The sequence below is a fragment of the Enterococcus pseudoavium NBRC 100491 genome, assembly GCF_001544295.1.
Lineage (GTDB): Bacteria > Bacillota > Bacilli > Lactobacillales > Enterococcaceae > Enterococcus_A > Enterococcus_A pseudoavium.
In genome coordinates, this window is record NZ_BCQF01000008.1 from 1 (window position 1) to 15,321 (window position 15,321).

The following is a 15,321-nucleotide window of genomic DNA, read 5'->3' on the forward strand; positions in this document are numbered from 1 at the left end:
CTTAGGCTGGCTCTTCAAATAAAAAAGTATTTCTGAACAATCAATTTTTAATCGCTCTTTTACTTAAGATCTTTTCCTTGATAAAACAGTCTCAATGACTTACTTCTTTTTGCGATCATTTTGCATGATCGTGATCGATTGTTTCAACGCACTTAGCGTTCCGCCTTCGCTATAAACTAAGACATTTGATTTGTACAGTTGCGCCGAGAAAACCGTCAATAAAACCGTGAATAAAATCAAGATTCCTAAGGACACAATCGCACTGGAAAGTTCAGCCGTATTTGATGCTAAACGCAGTGGCATACTGTAGGACGATAAGAATGGAATGTAAGAAGTGACTTTGATGATCACGTTGGTCGGATCAGAAGCACCTAGGATTAACCCTAACATATAGCCGATCATCGACAGATACATCACGGGTTGAATGGCCTTAGCGGTATCCTCTGGTTTGCTGACCAATGATCCGCACAATGCTGAAAGGACCGCATATAAAAAGATTCCAATTAACATGAAGGTAATAATCACCAGTACATTGCTACCTAATAGACTTTTGATTGAGGCATTATTGATAAACTCTTTGACCATTGGCATGTCTTTAAATTGCCGATAACCGACAAGTAAAGCTATCCCATAAATCAATAATTGCGTCAATGCCACCAGTAAGACCCCTAATAATTTTCCGTAATAATGAGTTTTGGCCTTCATACTAGAAAGTAAAACTTCCATAATCCGAGTTCCTTTTTCTGAAGCAATCTCTTGGGCAATAATCGATGAATAACTCATAATAAATACAAACATAATAATCGTCGTTAAGAAGCTCAAAGCAAATTGGACACTGGAATCGCCACCGTCGCTTTGCATCTTGCCCTTTTCAAACGTGACTTTGTTGGCTTTAAAGGTAGCCGGTTCCATCACCTTTTGAACTTGCGCTGTCGTTAACTGTAATTGACTCGCGCGGATACTAGTTTGCAGAGAACTCAAAATTTGTTGCAGCTGACTTTCGGTCGAGGTTCCTAAAGCAGACTTGCTGTATAGTTGACCGGATACTCGATCCTCACCCATTTCCAATTTAAGATAGGCATCAATTTTTTTATCTTCTAATTGACTTTGAGCCTTTTTTTCAGAGCTAACTACTTTAAAGCTATAATCTTTATTTTTAGTTTTGGCCAGTTGCTCAGCAATTGTCGATTGCTCACTAACAAGTCCGATTTTATTAATGTCATTGGCATCGCCAAAAAAATGCTGCGACAGATAAAAAATTCCCATCACGAAAAACGGTGCCAAGATCATAATCACAAAGGCAGTAGATTTCACATTTTTTTTATAAACATCTTTGATAATAATTCCCATTTTACTCATCGATCGCACCTGCTTTCCATTTGAAAATTTCCTCCAGCGTTGGCGGTTGTTGATTGAACATCGGGATATATCCTTCTTTAGTCGCTTGAGCAAATATTTCGCGTCCTGCGACTGGATCGGACAACGTGATATCAAAACTGCCATCCTCTTTTTGAACTACCCTTTGGACACCGGCAAAATTTTCTAATTCTGCTTTGGATAGATGGGATTCTAAATACAATTTACTGCGACCAAATGATTCACGAATCTCATGAACCTTGCCATTTAAAACCGTTTCGCCGTTACGCAGCATAATCAGATGATCACAAATTTTTTCCACATTATCCATATTATGACTAGAAAAAATGACGCATGAACCTTTTTCTTTTAGCTCGATGATTCCATTCTTTAATAATTCGGCATTCACCGGATCGAGTCCGCTAAAAGGCTCATCCAAAATAACCAGCTTGGGTTCATGGATCAAGGTCGAAATCAACTGAACTTTTTGTTGATTCCCTTTAGAAAGCGATTTGACTTTATCAGTTTTCTTGCCTTTAACTTGAAATTTTTCCATCCATTCATCGATTTTAGGGGCGATTTCTTGTTTTTTCTTGCCACGTAATGATGCAAAAAAGAGCAATTGATTTTCAATGGTCACTTTGGGGTAAAGTCCTCGTTCCTCTGGTAAATAGCCAATCAGATTGTAATCTTTCCCCGATAATTCATGACCATCCCAAAGTACACTGCCGGAATCCTTCGACAAAAAATCCAAAATCAAACGAAAGGTCGTCGTTTTCCCAGCACCATTTTGTCCAATCAACCCTAGAATTTTCCCGTCTTCAATCGTAAAATTCAGGTCATTCAATGCTTTATACGATCCAAAGCTTTTACTCAAATCTTTAACTTGTAGCATTTTTCTCACTCCTTACTTAAAAATTATAAATTGATTGCCTAAATAGGCAGTCTTCATTAATTGACCAACACATCCACATTTAATTAGGAATTACTAAAGTTTTTTCCCAAAATAGAAATAACAGATTAAGAAGCTGATTAAAAAGACATAAATTAATCCAGCGGCCATCATCATCATTACCTGAGAAATAAAACTTCCGATCACACTCAGTATGGCTAGTGTAAAAATCAAGACATAGCTCGTGACACAGAATGTTTTACTGATGATTTGAATATTCCGTTCATCTGTCTTTTTGATCCGTTCTTGCTTCAACTTGGCTGGATTATTCATGATTCTTTTATTCCTAAAGAGAACAACTACAATTGCCGTACTCATTGACACAAAAAAGCCAGTCAAAAACCCTCTCGTTCGCTCATGGGGGATTTGTTGGTTTTTAATCCCAATGGCTAAAATGATCAAGCACACAATAATGAAAAGAAGCGATGCGAGATATAGTCTATTCAACTTTCGTAGTTTTTCATAATACTCACGATCGGCTTTAGTTAAATCTTTCTTCATTCTTCATCCTCCTCATCAAAAATGAATACCTCTTCTATCGTTAAATCAAAAAAACGGGCAATTTTATGGGCTAAGACCAACGAGGCATTATAGCGCCCACTCTCTAAAGAAATGATTGTTTGCCGAGTTACTTCTAAATAATTTGCTAATTCATTCTGAGTCAGCTTACGCTCTTTACGCAGTTCATGGATTCGATTATGCAAACGATCAACTCCTCAATGTATAGTAACCTTTACATTTGTTAAAAAAAGTATAGCACCCTTTACTTTTTATGTAAAGGGTGCTATACATTATTTTTTTTGCAATTGCTGCTGCGTATTCTCAGCGACTGCTTTTGGCAGCCCAACTTTTTGTAATTCTTCTACTGAGGCTGCTTGAATATTCTTTAAAGATTTAAATTCCTTCAGCAACATTTTTTTCCGTTTCGGACCTAGCCCTTCAATATTATCTAATTTTGATGCAAAACTATTTTTGCTCCGTAGTTGGCGGTGGAAAGTGATGGCGAAACGATGGACTTCATCTTGAATTCGTTGCAATAAAAAGAATTCTTGTGAGTTTCGTTCCAAGGGAACCACAGTCAATTCAGGGCCAAAAAGCAATTCGCTAGTTTTATGTTTATCGTCTTTTGCTAGTCCAGCGATGGGAATATCTATCCCCAATTGATTGGCTAACACATCTTTGGCCACATCGACTTGGCCCTTCCCACCATCGATCACAATTAAATCAGGAAACGGTAAGCCTTCTTTTAATACCCTAGAATAGCGGCGATAGATAACTTCCCGCATGGAAGCATAATCATCGGGGCCTTTAACCGTTTTAATCTTATACTTGCGATATTCCTTTTTAGCAGGTTTTCCATCGATGAAGACGACCATCGCAGAGACCGGATCTGTTCCCATGATATTCGAGTTATCAAAGGCTTCAATCCGGATCGGAGCAGGAATATTCATGGCATCGCCTAATTTTTCCACTGCACCGATTGTTCGTGCTTCACTGCGACCGATTAAATCAAACTTCTCATTCAACGCAACTTGTGCATTTTTACCAGCTAATTTAACAAGTTTTTTCTTTTCCCCTCGTTGTGGCTGTAAAACTTTGGTGTCCAACAGCGCTTCAACACTTGGTTTGTCAATATTATCAGGAATCAAGACCTCTTTGGGAATAAAGTGTTCATTTTCTTGGTAAAATTGACCAATATAGGTCAAGAAATCATCTTCCGCGTCATTATAAAAAGGAAACATCGACACATCTCGTTCAATCAGCTTTCCTTGGCGGACAAAAAAGACTTGGACACACATCCAGCCTTTGTCGGTAGCATAACCAAAAATATCTCGATCAACTAAATCTGTATTGGTCATTTTTTGCTTCGTCATTACCGTCTCAATTGCTTTAATCTGATCTCGATATTCAGCTGCTTTCTCAAATTCCATATCGGCTGCCGCTTGATTCATTTTTTCTACTAGTTGATCCTGGATCTGATTATGACCGCCATTTAAGAAGTTTTTGATTTCCTCCACCATATCTTTATAGACTTGCGGATCCACATGAAAGGCATAGGGACATAGACACTGCCCCAAATGATAGTACAAACATGGCGTTTTCTGTGATGGCTTACACTTTCTTAGCGGGAATAGACGGTCTAATAATTTTTTCGTTTCATTCGCTGCATTAACATCGGGATAAGGACCAAAATAATGAGCTTTGTCTTTCAAAACCTTCCGCGTAATCATTAAGCGTGGATATTTTTCATTCGTGATCTTCAAGAATGGATAGGTCTTATCATCCTTTAGCATGATATTGTACTTAGGGTCATTTTTCTTGATCAAATTGATTTCAAGTAGCAAAGCCTCAATATTTGATTCCGTCACGATGTATTCAAAATCTGTAATCTCACTAACTAAACGTTCAGTTTTGGTATTGTGGCTACCAGTAAAATAAGAACGGACACGATTCTTTAAAATCTTGGCTTTCCCAACATAGATGATCGTACCATTCTTATCTTTCATCAGATAACAACCGGGTTGATCTGGTAAAAGCGCTAATTTATTTTTGATTCGTTCGTTCATAGTCTACTTCCCTTCTCGAAAAGTCTTCGTGGCAAAAATTTGCTTCGGAAAAAGTGGGTGTGGCATCAGCCACACCCACCTTCATTTTACATGTGAGCTTGGATTAGCTCTTTTAATTGATCTTTACTGTGAACACCGATTACTTTGTCCACAACTTGTCCATCTTTTTTCAAAACTAGTGTAGGAATACTCATGATACCAAATGAAGCTGGCGTTTCTGGATTTTCATCAACGTCCATTTTCACTACTCTAAATTCATCTTCATCATATTCCTCAGATAATTGTTCTAAGATTGGTGCTTGCATCCGACAAGGGCCACACCAAGTTGCCCAAAAATCGATTAAAACAAGACCTTGATCTGTTTCTTCATTAAATGTCTTATCAGTAACTACTTGTGCCATTCAAAATTCCTCCTAATCGCTTGGATGCTACCAATTAGGCATCCAATTTTCTTACTAAAAGTAGTATAGCACGCTGACTTTTTCTATGCTACTCTTCTGCTTACACTTGTAAACTATTTAAAGGTCACCACGGTTGCCCCGCTGCCCCCTTGATTAGCTGGTGCAAATTCAAAACTTTTGACATTACGATTATTTTTCAAATACTCCGTAATCCCTTTGCGCAACGCTCCGGTCCCTTTACCATGAATAATCCGAACTTGCGCAAAATTTGCGAGCAAGGCTGCATCGATATATTGATCGACTTCTGCTAAGGCTTCTTCGTAGCGTTTGCCTCGCAAATCAAGTTCTGGTTTAACTTTAGCACTAGCTCCGCGTTGCACTCCAGTGATTACCCGTTGTTTTGGTTCTTCGATCGGTGTCGTCAAGGTCATATCATCCTCGGAAACAGTCATCTTTAAAATACCTAGTTGGACTTGCCAGTCTTTTTCGCCAACTTTTTTGATTAATGTCCCCCGTTGACCGTATGTTTCGACGATTACTTCATCGTTTGGTTTGAATGTCTTCTGAGCCTTGGCTTTTTGTAAAACTTTATTTTTCTTCAGTTGTTCGTCTTGTTTCAAATCAGCTAATTGTGTTTTAGCATCGATTAATTGATGCTCTTTGACGTGTCCTTGACCGGCTAATTGCATTTGACGAATCTCTTTAATAATCTTTTCAGCTTTTTCTTCTGCCTCACTGACGATTTGATTGGCTTCTTTACGAGCTTGATCCATTTCCTTTTCACGTTCGTCGAAGAAATAAGAATAGGCATTTTTCAAATCACGATAGAGCTTTTCGGATTCATCTACGTAATGACGAATCTCTAAATATTCTGTCTCCGTGGCTTTCCGCTGATTTTCAAGGTCGGAGATCATCTCATTCAAGTCTTGGCTTTCTTCATCAATGATCTGTTTCGCACTTTCAATTACCAGTGGATCCAGCCCAAGACGACGAGAAATCTCAAAGGCATTACTACGGCCAGGGACACCGATCAACAGACGATAAGTTGGACTTAAGGTATCTACATCAAATTCCATACTAGCATTTATGGTATTCGAACGATTGTAGCCATAGATTTTCAATTCTGGATAATGAGTGGTCGCCATAACATAGGCAGATTTAGCTCCAACAGCATCTAAAATCGCAATGGCCAGCGCCGCGCCTTCTTGTGGATCTGTTCCCGCGCCTAGCTCATCGAACAATACTAAACTATGTTCATCGATTTTATCTAAAATTGAAACAATATTTGTCATATGAGAAGAAAAGGTGGATAAACTTTGTTCAATCGATTGCTCATCACCGATATCAGCAAAAATTTCATCAAAGATTCCCATTTGACTCTCTTCCGCAACTGGTAACGGGAATCCCGTTTGCCCCATCAATTGTAATAATCCCAGTGTTTTCAAGGAAATCGTCTTCCCACCCGTATTAGGACCTGTAATCACGACTGCTTGGAAATCTTGGCCGATCATAAGATCATTTGCCACGGCTTTTTCTTGGTCCAACAGCGGATGACGGGCTTGCTTGAAGAAAATATGATTCGCTTGATTGATCGTTGGCACAACCGCCTTTAGATTTTTAGCAAAACGAGCCTTGGCGTTCATTACATCAAAACGACCTAAAACGTAAGCATTATGCAAAATATCTTTCCGCGGTGCGACGAGCTCTGCCGATAATTCTGCCAAGATTCGTTCAATCTCTGTGCGTTCAGCAATTTGCTGCTGACGCAAACGATTATTCAGCTCTACGATTTGTTTAGGTTCCATAAACAAAGTTTGACCGGAAGCACTTTGGTCGTGGACCACACCGCCAAAAATACCGCGATACTCTTGTTTTACTGGAATCACGTAGCGATCATTCCGCATTGTAATCAAACTATCACTCAAATATTTGGCATTTTTACCGCGAATCAAGCCGTCTAACTGCTCACGAATCGTTTGTTCGCTGCGGCGAATTTGACTGCGGATTGTCCGCAACTCTGGCGATGCTTCGTCCCGCACCCGTCCATCTTCTTCCACCGAGCGACGTAACTTCCCACTTAATTCAGGTAAAGTTGTCAACTGTTCTTCCCAAAAATACAGACGTAAAAATTCTAGCTCACTGTCTTTTAAGTCATCGATAAAGCGCACCAATTCACTCGTAGTAGATAACACACGGGAAATCTCTGCTAGCTCCAGCCCATTGAGATTGGCACCAATCTCAATTCGTTTCATATGGGGTTTGATGTTATTTAGTTTGGGAATCGGGAGTCCTCCACGTAAACGTTGAACTTTCATGCCATCTTCTGTCTCATCTAACCAGGCCTGTACCGTTTCTTCATCACTTGAAGGGGTTAATTGGCGGAGTTCTTCTTCCCCTGCTTCCGTAGTTAAATATTGTTGAATCATTTTTTTTACTTGTTCAAACTCTAAAGTATTTAGAATGCGTTCATTCATTTTTTTCACCTTCTGTACATAAATAAACCGAAACCTGTCAAACAGCGTCCCGGTTTTTCTACTTTATCCAATAATTTTTGTGACCCACAAGTTGTCAAAGTGTGAACTTAAAAACAGCGAATGCTCAATCATAAAACGAGCGTACCAACTGCCTTCCAGCTGATTTTGAACTAGCGCCATCGGTACAAAACTGACTAGTTTCAAAATCAAAAAGATTCCTACATAACAGATGATTAATTGCAAGATCCCTGCAACGATTCCATCATACTGAGGAACGATTACTTTAAATAATAAATCTTTAAAAAAGATCGCGATTAAATGGGTCAATAACCACCCCACCGCTAAAATCAGCATGAAAGCAAATCCAGCGTAAAAGGCTTTATCTAGATTAAACGCTTGCTCTGTCGAATAATAAAGCATCTTGGATTCGCTGACGACCGATGGATACGGTACAAATAGATCCAAATGCGAGCCTAATCTTTGATAAAAGATCCGCGCGACAATAAATGATAGCAAATAACCAACTGAAAATACGATCTGATAAGCTGTCCCTCGGCGATATCCCGTGTAAAAAGATAGCAGTAATGCAAATAAAATTACCAATGTTAACATAGTATCCCTCACTTATTTATTTGCCGCTCTTTTTTGAATCTCACGCTTCCGATTTTCATTGACGATTTGTTGCGCCTCTACGTGATTACGGATTGGAACATTTTCTTTTCCATTTTTCCGCATGATTTCCTTAGCTTCGGCTTCAATGGCTTCGATTTTTTTAATTCGATTCTCTAATTCTAAATTATGAGCAGCTTGTCCCTCAAGTGTTGTTTGCTGCTTTTCTAACTTCATCAATGCTTCTTGCTTTTTTATTTGGTCTGAGATTGCATTGATTGCCAGCAACATTGCTGCCTTTTCTTGCGTAATCTCAGGTGACAACGCTAATATCTCTTCTAACTGTTCATTGACCACAGCCGTAACCATATCCATATGTTGCTTGGATTCTTGTCCAATGATAGTATAAGTCTGACCGGCAACAACTGCCTTATAGCGATTTTGCGCCATATTGATCAACCTTCCTAAAAACTTTTTTAAATAGCCTAGTAACAAAAATACTAATTTATTATATGCTAAAACCTTTCATATGTACAACTTTCATCAATTAAAAGTAAACGAATTTAAAGAAAAGAGAGAAATTATGAGTTCAGCTGTCTTAAAACTATCAAAAACTGAAATTCAAAAACTAAAAGACTATTACGCCGACTATTTACTAAATAAAAAGGTCCCTTACAGTGAATTCTCCGCCAAAAAAAATGGGATTAGTATTACCGCCTACACCTCCGGAAAAGTTTTGTTCCAAGGCAACCAGGCGGAACAAGAAGCCGCTCGCTGGGGTAAAACAGAAGCTTCAGCTACAAAAAAAAGCAGCAGTCTCCCTGCTAACTTTGCCTCCTTATCAGTTCTAGGCAGCGACGAAGTGGGAAATGGCAGCTACTTTGGACCATTATGTGTTTGTGCTGCTTACGCTGATCGAGAACATCTGGCTGTTTTAAAACAACTAGGTGTGAAAGATTCCAAAATGCTGACCGACGAACAGATTCGTCAAATGGCAGTAAAACTCAAAGAATTGATACCCTATCGCTTGTTGGTGGTTAAGCCCGAAAAATATAACCAGATCCAGCCTAAATACAATGCCGTGCGCATGAAAGTCGCGCTCCACAATCAAGCGATTCGCTTGCTGTTAGCAGAAATCTCCCCCATCAAACCCGAGGCAATTTTGATTGATCAATTTACTTCGGAAGCAAATTATCTAAAATACGTGAAACAAGAAGCACAACCAGTCAAAGAAAAAATTTATTTTGTCACTAAAGGCGAGCAATATCATTTAGCGGTTGCCGCCGCCTCTATTATTAGTCGTGCAAGTTTCCTTGAAGAATTAGATAATGCTTCCCTTGAACTTGGAACCAAAGTCCCTTCTGGAGCGGGTACCCCTTCTGACCGTTTGGCTGCGAAATTATTACGTCAAGGTGGTATGGATTTACTGGGTAAATATGCAAAGCTTCATTTTGCTAATACCGAAAAAGCTAAAAAAATGATTTAATCAACAGAAAAACGAGTAGCTTGAAAACGGCATGAGCCTTTTTAAGCTACTCGTTTTTTTACTTATCTCAATGCTATTAGCAATTACGCTGAAAAATCGACTAGATTACCACAACCTAACGATAATAAACCGGCAGTTGGAATCCATAGGCAGACTCAAACAACTTCCCGACTTGCAACAATAAATCTTCGCGACCCCGCGCTGCCATAAACTGAATTCCTAATGGCAAGCCTTTTTGTGTCAAAGCCGTTGGCAAACTAATCGCCGGTTGGCCGGTCAAATTAGCCAGTTGGGTATACGGGGTAATCTGCAAGCTCTGATCAAACATTTGATCGATTAATTCCGCTAATTCCAGCTCAGAGAGTGTATCTGCGCCTTCTAAAGACTGGCGAATCTCATTACTTTGCAACTCTTGATTGATTTTAGGCGCAGCCGCGGCAGTTGTTGGCGACAATACCAAATCATAGGTTTTAAACAGTTGCTCCATTCTAACCGTTGCCTGATCCCAAATGTTTAACGCACGAATATAGTGACTGGCCGGAATTTTTTTGCCATATTGATAAATCCCCCAAGTCATTAACTCCATATCCTGTTTTTCTACTGCCCGTCCGATCCCTTGTTCAATGCCCGCAAACATTGCAGCAGTCTCAGCCCCATTCATCAAATAGTAGCTGTCGATCAAGACTTGACCATCAAGCGGGTAATCAAGAATCTCTACTTGATGCCCTTGTGCCAATAAAAAATTATAAGCCTGTTCTACTGCCGTGATAGCTTCGCCAGAGACCGGTGAGCCAATCGGCGACTCAAGCATGACTGCAATTTTCAATTGTTTTAGATCAGCTGCCTGTGTATGGCTCCATTCTGTGATTGGTGCTTGGTAAGGCGCTGCTGAGTTGATTTTCCGCATCCCATAAAAAAGTTGTTCCGTATCCCGCATGGAAACAGTCAAAGCAAAATCAATGGCGGCGCCTTGCCAGCCGCGCCAACTACCTGGGCCAACCGGCATCGCTCCACGCGTTGGTTTCAAGCCAATCAAACCGCAAAAAGAAGCCGGAATACGGATCGAACCACCGCCATCGCTCGCACCAGCTATAGGAACAATCCCGGCAGCTACGGCGCTTGCGGCCCCACCACTCGAACCACCAGAATAATAATCGAGATTCCAAGGATTTTTAGCAGGACCATAAACTTGCGCATCCGTGATATTCTTAAACCCAAATTCTGGTGTATTGGTCTGAGCAAAGGGAATCAAGCCATTGCTGAGCAATTGATTGGTATAATTACTATTCTCAGTGGCACGATGAGCCAACAATAGTTTAGAGCCTGAAGTACTTAACCAATCCTTCTTTTCTTGACCTAACATTTTTAAGGGAATCGGCAAACCCGCAAAGGGCCGTTCCAATATTTTCTCTTGATTATGATATTCTGCCAATGCTTCCTGATCCAGCATAGTGACAAAGGCATTCAGCGTCGTGTTTTGTTGCTGAGCCCTAGATTTAAACTCTTCTAATAATTCTTGAAAGCTGATTGTTTTATCACGTAATTTTTCAGCCCAGTACAAACCATCCTTCATTTTCAACACCTCTTCAGCGACTTTGTCTTATTATCACAAATTCTGTTTAATAATACTAGACTTGACCATTCAGTGAAAAATAATGACTCAATCAAAAACAGTTTGTTAAAGGATTGTCATGGCTTTAATCCTTTAACAAACTGTTTCGGCTTAATCTAATATTTTCTCAAAACATCAAACTCAGGAACGTGTAAGAAAGAGCATTCTCGTTCTTTCACAAAAATATTATAAGAATGATAGTTTCGCTGAGAAGAACAGGATAACTCTGTATCTTCGATAACACCTGTGAAAATAGTTTCTGCGACTCTAAATTGTACATGGTCATTCATAGCAAATTTCAAAGGTGGTAACTCCATCGCTGACACATCCAATCCTTTTTTAACCTTAGTTTACCACTTGTTTAAGTTAAGACTGTATTTTACCTAAAATTATCAGTAAATCAAGAAAAAAGGATTGATACTAAAACGTTGTAAAGATAAAATCGAGTCTTTTGAGGGAAGTCCACTGGTCACCAAGCATCACTAAATTTTACTTGTGCTGATCTTTTTTAACCATTGCATCACCATACTAAAACGATTTCTCAGCGATATTTTGCTTGAAAATAGTCTTCTAAACGGTGTTGAATCAACCCAATGCCGATGCACAAAAGCCAATAAATTAAGGCAACTAACAGGTACATCGACAAGTAATCAAAAGTACGGCCACCAACGATTTTAGCTTTTTGAAAAATATCTGGAACGGTAATCATCGCTGCTAATGACGTCCCTTTCAACAGATCCATCGCAACGTTGCTTAAGGCTGGAAGTGAGATTCGCAAGGCTTGCGGCAAAATGATATAGCGCATAGTCGGCCAAAAACGATTTCCCAGTGCATAGGCTGCATCCCATTGACCTGTAGAAACGCCTGCAATCGATCCGCGATAAATCTCACCAATGAAGGCACTACTTGTCAGACTAAAACAAATAATTGCAGCGACTACCGCATTTAATTGATAAGGCAGTCCAAAATATAGTAAGAACAGCAAGACTAAGGCTGGTGTCCCTCGTAAAAAGGATAAATAAAAGCGGACAACTGTTTTTACAAAGCGCCCAGGAAGCAGTCCCAAGACTGTGATTAAAACTCCTAGCACATTACCAAAAAAGAAGGCGGTCAAACTGATTCCTATTGTATACCCTAAGCCAGTTAACAGAAATGGCAGTGATTCCAGCATCAAGGCTAGATCAATTGTCGGAATGTACATTAATCCGCCGCTACCTGCTCAGTAACCGTCTGTTTTGGTTTTACTGAAACATTCGTACCAAAATATTCTTCAGCTATTTTCTTTAGCGTGCCCTCTTTTTTTAGTTCCACTAAAGCACCATCAATTTTCTTTTTTAATGCTTGATTCTTTTTATCAAATAGAAAACCAGTTGAATTGGCATTAAAATAAACATCCTCTAAAATTTTGACTGGGATCTCTGGCAACGCAGCAAGCGACATTTTTTGTAAATAATAATCATTTAAAATCACATCCGTTCGCCCATTTGCAACATCAGTCAAGTATTGGTCGTTAGTCGCATTGTCATAAGTCACTGCTTGAGCCCCATATTTTTCAGCAATCTTCATATAACTGGTATTAGGTTCCCCCGCAGCTTTTTTGCCTTTTAAATCTTCCAAAGAATGGATCCCAGAATCATCACTTTTTCTGACAATCATACTATCAAAGGAATATTTAATTGGTGAAGATAAGGAAAATTTCTTACTGCGAGCCTTTGACATTCCAAAATCGTTGGCTGCAAAATCGGCTTCTCCGCGACTAACCGAGGTTACTTGACCATCGACATTGTATTCTTTGAATTTAACTTTCAAATCTAGTTTTTTTGCAACTGCCTTGGCAACGTCTACATCATAACCAATCAGTTGATTCTCATCATTATAATAGGAAGTTGGAAATAGCGTTCCGGAAGTTGCCACTGTCAGTTCCTGTTTGTCGGCCACTTTTTCCCAACTATCATCCTTACTCGACTGTCCGCTTCCACAAGCCGCCAAAATTAAACCTATTGCTACAAGGGTTAATGCTAATAATCCTTTTTTCAATCTTATCGTCTCCGTTCATATATTCTCCATTTCGAAATGTTGGTTTATTTATAACATATAAAAAACAACAGACGATAGAAAGTTGCTCATGAAAAACACGAGTAACACAGCAAAGTCAAACTATTTACGTGTACTAAAACATAAATTAGATAACGCGTATTATTAAACGGCCAGAAATTTTCCCATGGAAATACTTTAGTCGATTCGCTGCAATCGAAAATCTTTGATCTCATATATTTCATCTGCGACCTTCTGAATAAAATAGCGATCATGAGAAATGAAGATCACTGTCCCAGGATAGGAAGTCACCAATGTTTCCAGAGCTTCGGTCGTCTGAAGATCAATAAAATTAGTTGGCTCGTCCAACAGTAATACATTTGAGGGGCGAGTAAAAAGTAAAGCGATTTGAACCCGTGTCGCCTCACCACCACTTAGTTTATTGATTGGCTTGCTCATCTCTATTTGAGAAAAACCTAAATTATGCAAAATGCTGCGTACAAGCGCCTCTTTATATTCCGACTTTTCCATCAAATAAGCTAAAATTGACTGATTTCCTTGCAGATTGTAGGACATTTGCTGATAAGTTGAAAAAACAACTTTAGGCGACAAGACGATTCCGGTATCATTCGCCAAAATACTTTTTAGAAGAGACGATTTCCCACTGCCATTTTTTCCAATAATCGCGATTCGTTTCCCTAAGCCAAACTGGAAATCACAGCCTTCAAATAATCTTTTTTCGCCCTTAGTTAGATAGAAATCCTCACCCCGGATCGGAAATTTATTATGGATTTCAACTGTTTTTGAAATTGGAAACTGGATCGACCGAGTTTCCTCAATCGTCGCCACTTCCTTAAGTTGCAAGAGTCGGCTCTCCATTGCTTTAGCCGTTTTTTGCAGATTTTTTTGAACCGTATCTTTTTGTTTCGACGAAGATAAGCGGTCAGGTCGAATACTCTGCTGCTTTTTCTTTGTTGAAATCTTTTTATTTTTTTCAGCCTGTTCTTTCTTTTGATTGATTGCCATAGTCAAACGTTGCTTTTCCTTTAAAAAAAGTTCAACAGCTCGCTCATTTTCAAGTTTTTCTAATTTCTTTTGTTGCTGATACTCTTCATAATTCCCTGTATATTCCTTAATCTCCTCATCCTCGATTACCCAAAGCTTGGTCGCCAGCTGATTCAAAAAGTAGCGATCATGGCTTACAAAAAGCAAGGTTCCATAATAATAACGTAGTTCTTCAATCAATTGTTCAATGCCATTTTGATCTAAATGTGTAGTCGGCTCATCTAAAAGCAGACCCATTTCATAAGTCGACAGCACTCGTGCCAAACGATATTTCGTCAGCTCACCGCCACTGAAAGTATTTAGCGCATTTTGTGGGACGGAAAATCTTCCCAGCAATTCCCAATCTAGTTCATTTGTCTGATCGTTTTCTTCTTCGATGTCCGAAATTTGTCTAAAAGAATGAAAGGCAATTTCTTTTTGAATCGTTCCAGAATCTGGTTTTAATTCCCCTGCAATCAACTTTAAAAGGGTTGATTTCCCTTGTCCATTCGAGCCAATAATTCCTATTCGTTCTCCTTGATAGGCCGACAATGACTCAATTGAAAAAAGTTTTTTAGCACCAAAACTGTGCTCAATTTTATTTAATTTTATAGCTAAATTTTCCATTTTTTTCTTTCCCTTCTCGCTAGGAAAAGGGAAAAAGTGTACAAAAAAAGGCATAGTCTAGCACTATGCCTTGCATTTCTCATTTAGAAAAGTATACACTCATCCCCTGAAATTGCTGCTCCTAGACTTTTGAATTGATATTCAATTAATCATTCAAAA

Annotated in this window: 14 protein-coding genes; 1 reads left to right on the forward strand and 13 read right to left on the reverse strand. The window is 39.2% G+C overall.

The window, feature by feature from the left end; all coding sequences use genetic code 11:
- Positions 1–99: 99 nt before the first annotated feature.
- The 9 genes from EP1_RS05220 to zapA all read right to left on the reverse strand — a co-directional run bounded on the left by EP1_RS05220 (position 100) and on the right by zapA (position 8,809).
- Positions 100–1,359 carry an ABC transporter permease gene (locus EP1_RS05220; RefSeq protein WP_067624550.1) on the reverse strand — a complete coding sequence of 420 codons (1,260 nt, stop codon included), beginning with the start codon at positions 1,357–1,359 and terminating at the stop codon, positions 100–102.
- Positions 1,352–2,251, reverse strand: coding sequence for an ABC transporter ATP-binding protein (locus tag EP1_RS05225; protein ID WP_067624553.1), 900 nt, complete (start codon positions 2,249–2,251; stop codon positions 1,352–1,354). The genes EP1_RS05220 and EP1_RS05225 overlap by 8 nt, the downstream gene beginning before the upstream one ends.
- A gap of 93 nt (positions 2,252–2,344) precedes the next feature.
- Positions 2,345–2,809 (reverse strand): hypothetical protein, encoded by a 465-nt coding sequence (locus EP1_RS05230; RefSeq protein WP_067624556.1) that lies wholly within the window; start codon positions 2,807–2,809, stop codon positions 2,345–2,347.
- Positions 2,806–3,012 carry a helix-turn-helix transcriptional regulator gene (locus EP1_RS05235; protein ID WP_067624559.1) on the reverse strand — a complete coding sequence of 69 codons (207 nt, stop codon included), beginning with the start codon at positions 3,010–3,012 and terminating at the stop codon, positions 2,806–2,808. The genes EP1_RS05230 and EP1_RS05235 overlap by 4 nt, the downstream gene beginning before the upstream one ends.
- Before the next feature lie 87 nt (positions 3,013–3,099).
- Positions 3,100–4,875 carry an excinuclease ABC subunit UvrC gene (gene uvrC, locus EP1_RS05240; protein WP_067624562.1) on the reverse strand — a complete coding sequence of 592 codons (1,776 nt, stop codon included), beginning with the start codon at positions 4,873–4,875 and terminating at the stop codon, positions 3,100–3,102.
- 86 nt (positions 4,876–4,961) lie between these two features.
- Positions 4,962–5,276, reverse strand: a complete 315-nt coding sequence (gene trxA / locus EP1_RS05245) for a thioredoxin (protein ID WP_067624565.1) — start codon at positions 5,274–5,276, stop codon at positions 4,962–4,964.
- A gap of 113 nt (positions 5,277–5,389) precedes the next feature.
- Positions 5,390–7,750: an endonuclease MutS2 gene (locus EP1_RS05250; protein ID WP_067624568.1), complete on the reverse strand. Its 2,361-nt coding sequence runs from the start codon at positions 7,748–7,750 to the stop codon at positions 5,390–5,392.
- 63 nt (positions 7,751–7,813) lie between these two features.
- Positions 7,814–8,362, reverse strand: a complete 549-nt coding sequence (locus tag EP1_RS05255; protein ID WP_067624572.1) for a CvpA family protein — start codon at positions 8,360–8,362, stop codon at positions 7,814–7,816.
- A gap of 12 nt (positions 8,363–8,374) precedes the next feature.
- Positions 8,375–8,809, reverse strand: coding sequence for a cell division protein ZapA (zapA, locus tag EP1_RS05260; RefSeq protein ID WP_067624576.1), 435 nt, complete (start codon positions 8,807–8,809; stop codon positions 8,375–8,377).
- A gap of 133 nt (positions 8,810–8,942) precedes the next feature.
- Between zapA and rnhC the strand changes: the two genes are divergently transcribed.
- Positions 8,943–9,845 carry a ribonuclease HIII gene (gene rnhC / locus EP1_RS05265; protein WP_067624579.1) on the forward strand — a complete coding sequence of 301 codons (903 nt, stop codon included), beginning with the start codon at positions 8,943–8,945 and terminating at the stop codon, positions 9,843–9,845.
- Between the two features lie 115 nt (positions 9,846–9,960).
- On the opposite strand, the gene EP1_RS05270 is transcribed toward rnhC, so the two are convergent.
- From EP1_RS05270 to abc-f, 4 genes are all read right to left on the reverse strand, one after another.
- Positions 9,961–11,418, reverse strand: a complete 1,458-nt coding sequence (locus EP1_RS05270) for an amidase (RefSeq protein WP_067624582.1) — start codon at positions 11,416–11,418, stop codon at positions 9,961–9,963.
- Positions 11,419–11,998: 580 nt separating this feature from the next.
- Complete coding sequence (locus tag EP1_RS05275) at positions 11,999–12,658, reverse strand: amino acid ABC transporter permease (RefSeq protein WP_067624586.1); 660 nt, start codon at positions 12,656–12,658, stop codon at positions 11,999–12,001.
- The gene (locus tag EP1_RS05280) at positions 12,658–13,494 is read right to left on the reverse strand and encodes a transporter substrate-binding domain-containing protein (protein WP_067624590.1); all 837 of its coding nucleotides are present in this window, start codon (positions 13,492–13,494) and stop codon (positions 12,658–12,660) included. The genes EP1_RS05275 and EP1_RS05280 overlap by 1 nt, the downstream gene beginning before the upstream one ends.
- Before the next feature lie 195 nt (positions 13,495–13,689).
- Entirely contained in the window at positions 13,690–15,162 is a 1,473-nt protein-coding gene (gene abc-f, locus EP1_RS05285; protein ID WP_067624593.1) for a ribosomal protection-like ABC-F family protein, read from the reverse strand.
- Positions 15,163–15,321 lie beyond the last annotated feature (159 nt).

What these genes read in the sequence shown, in the direction of transcription:
- EP1_RS05220 (WP_067624550.1), bottom strand. Translation starts at nt 1,359, where the DNA reads ATGAGTAAAATGGGAATTATTATCAAAGATGTTTATAAAAAAAATGTG.
- EP1_RS05225 (WP_067624553.1), bottom strand. Translation starts at nt 2,251, where the DNA reads ATGCTACAAGTTAAAGATTTGAGTAAAAGCTTTGGATCGTATAAAGCA.
- EP1_RS05230 (WP_067624556.1), bottom strand. Translation starts at nt 2,809, where the DNA reads ATGAAGAAAGATTTAACTAAAGCCGATCGTGAGTATTATGAAAAACTA.
- uvrC (WP_067624562.1), bottom strand. Translation starts at nt 4,875, where the DNA reads ATGAACGAACGAATCAAAAATAAATTAGCGCTTTTACCAGATCAACCC.
- trxA (WP_067624565.1), bottom strand. Translation starts at nt 5,276, where the DNA reads ATGGCACAAGTAGTTACTGATAAGACATTTAATGAAGAAACAGATCAA.
- EP1_RS05250 (WP_067624568.1), bottom strand. Translation starts at nt 7,750, where the DNA reads ATGAATGAACGCATTCTAAATACTTTAGAGTTTGAACAAGTAAAAAAA.
- EP1_RS05255 (WP_067624572.1), bottom strand. Translation starts at nt 8,362, where the DNA reads ATGTTAACATTGGTAATTTTATTTGCATTACTGCTATCTTTTTACACG.
- zapA (WP_067624576.1), bottom strand. Translation starts at nt 8,809, where the DNA reads ATGGCGCAAAATCGCTATAAGGCAGTTGTTGCCGGTCAGACTTATACT.
- rnhC (WP_067624579.1), top strand. Translation starts at nt 8,943, where the DNA reads ATGAGTTCAGCTGTCTTAAAACTATCAAAAACTGAAATTCAAAAACTA.
- EP1_RS05270 (WP_067624582.1), bottom strand. Translation starts at nt 11,418, where the DNA reads ATGAAGGATGGTTTGTACTGGGCTGAAAAATTACGTGATAAAACAATC.
- EP1_RS05275 (WP_067624586.1), bottom strand. Translation starts at nt 12,658, where the DNA reads ATGTACATTCCGACAATTGATCTAGCCTTGATGCTGGAATCACTGCCA.
- abc-f (WP_067624593.1), bottom strand. Translation starts at nt 15,162, where the DNA reads ATGGAAAATTTAGCTATAAAATTAAATAAAATTGAGCACAGTTTTGGT.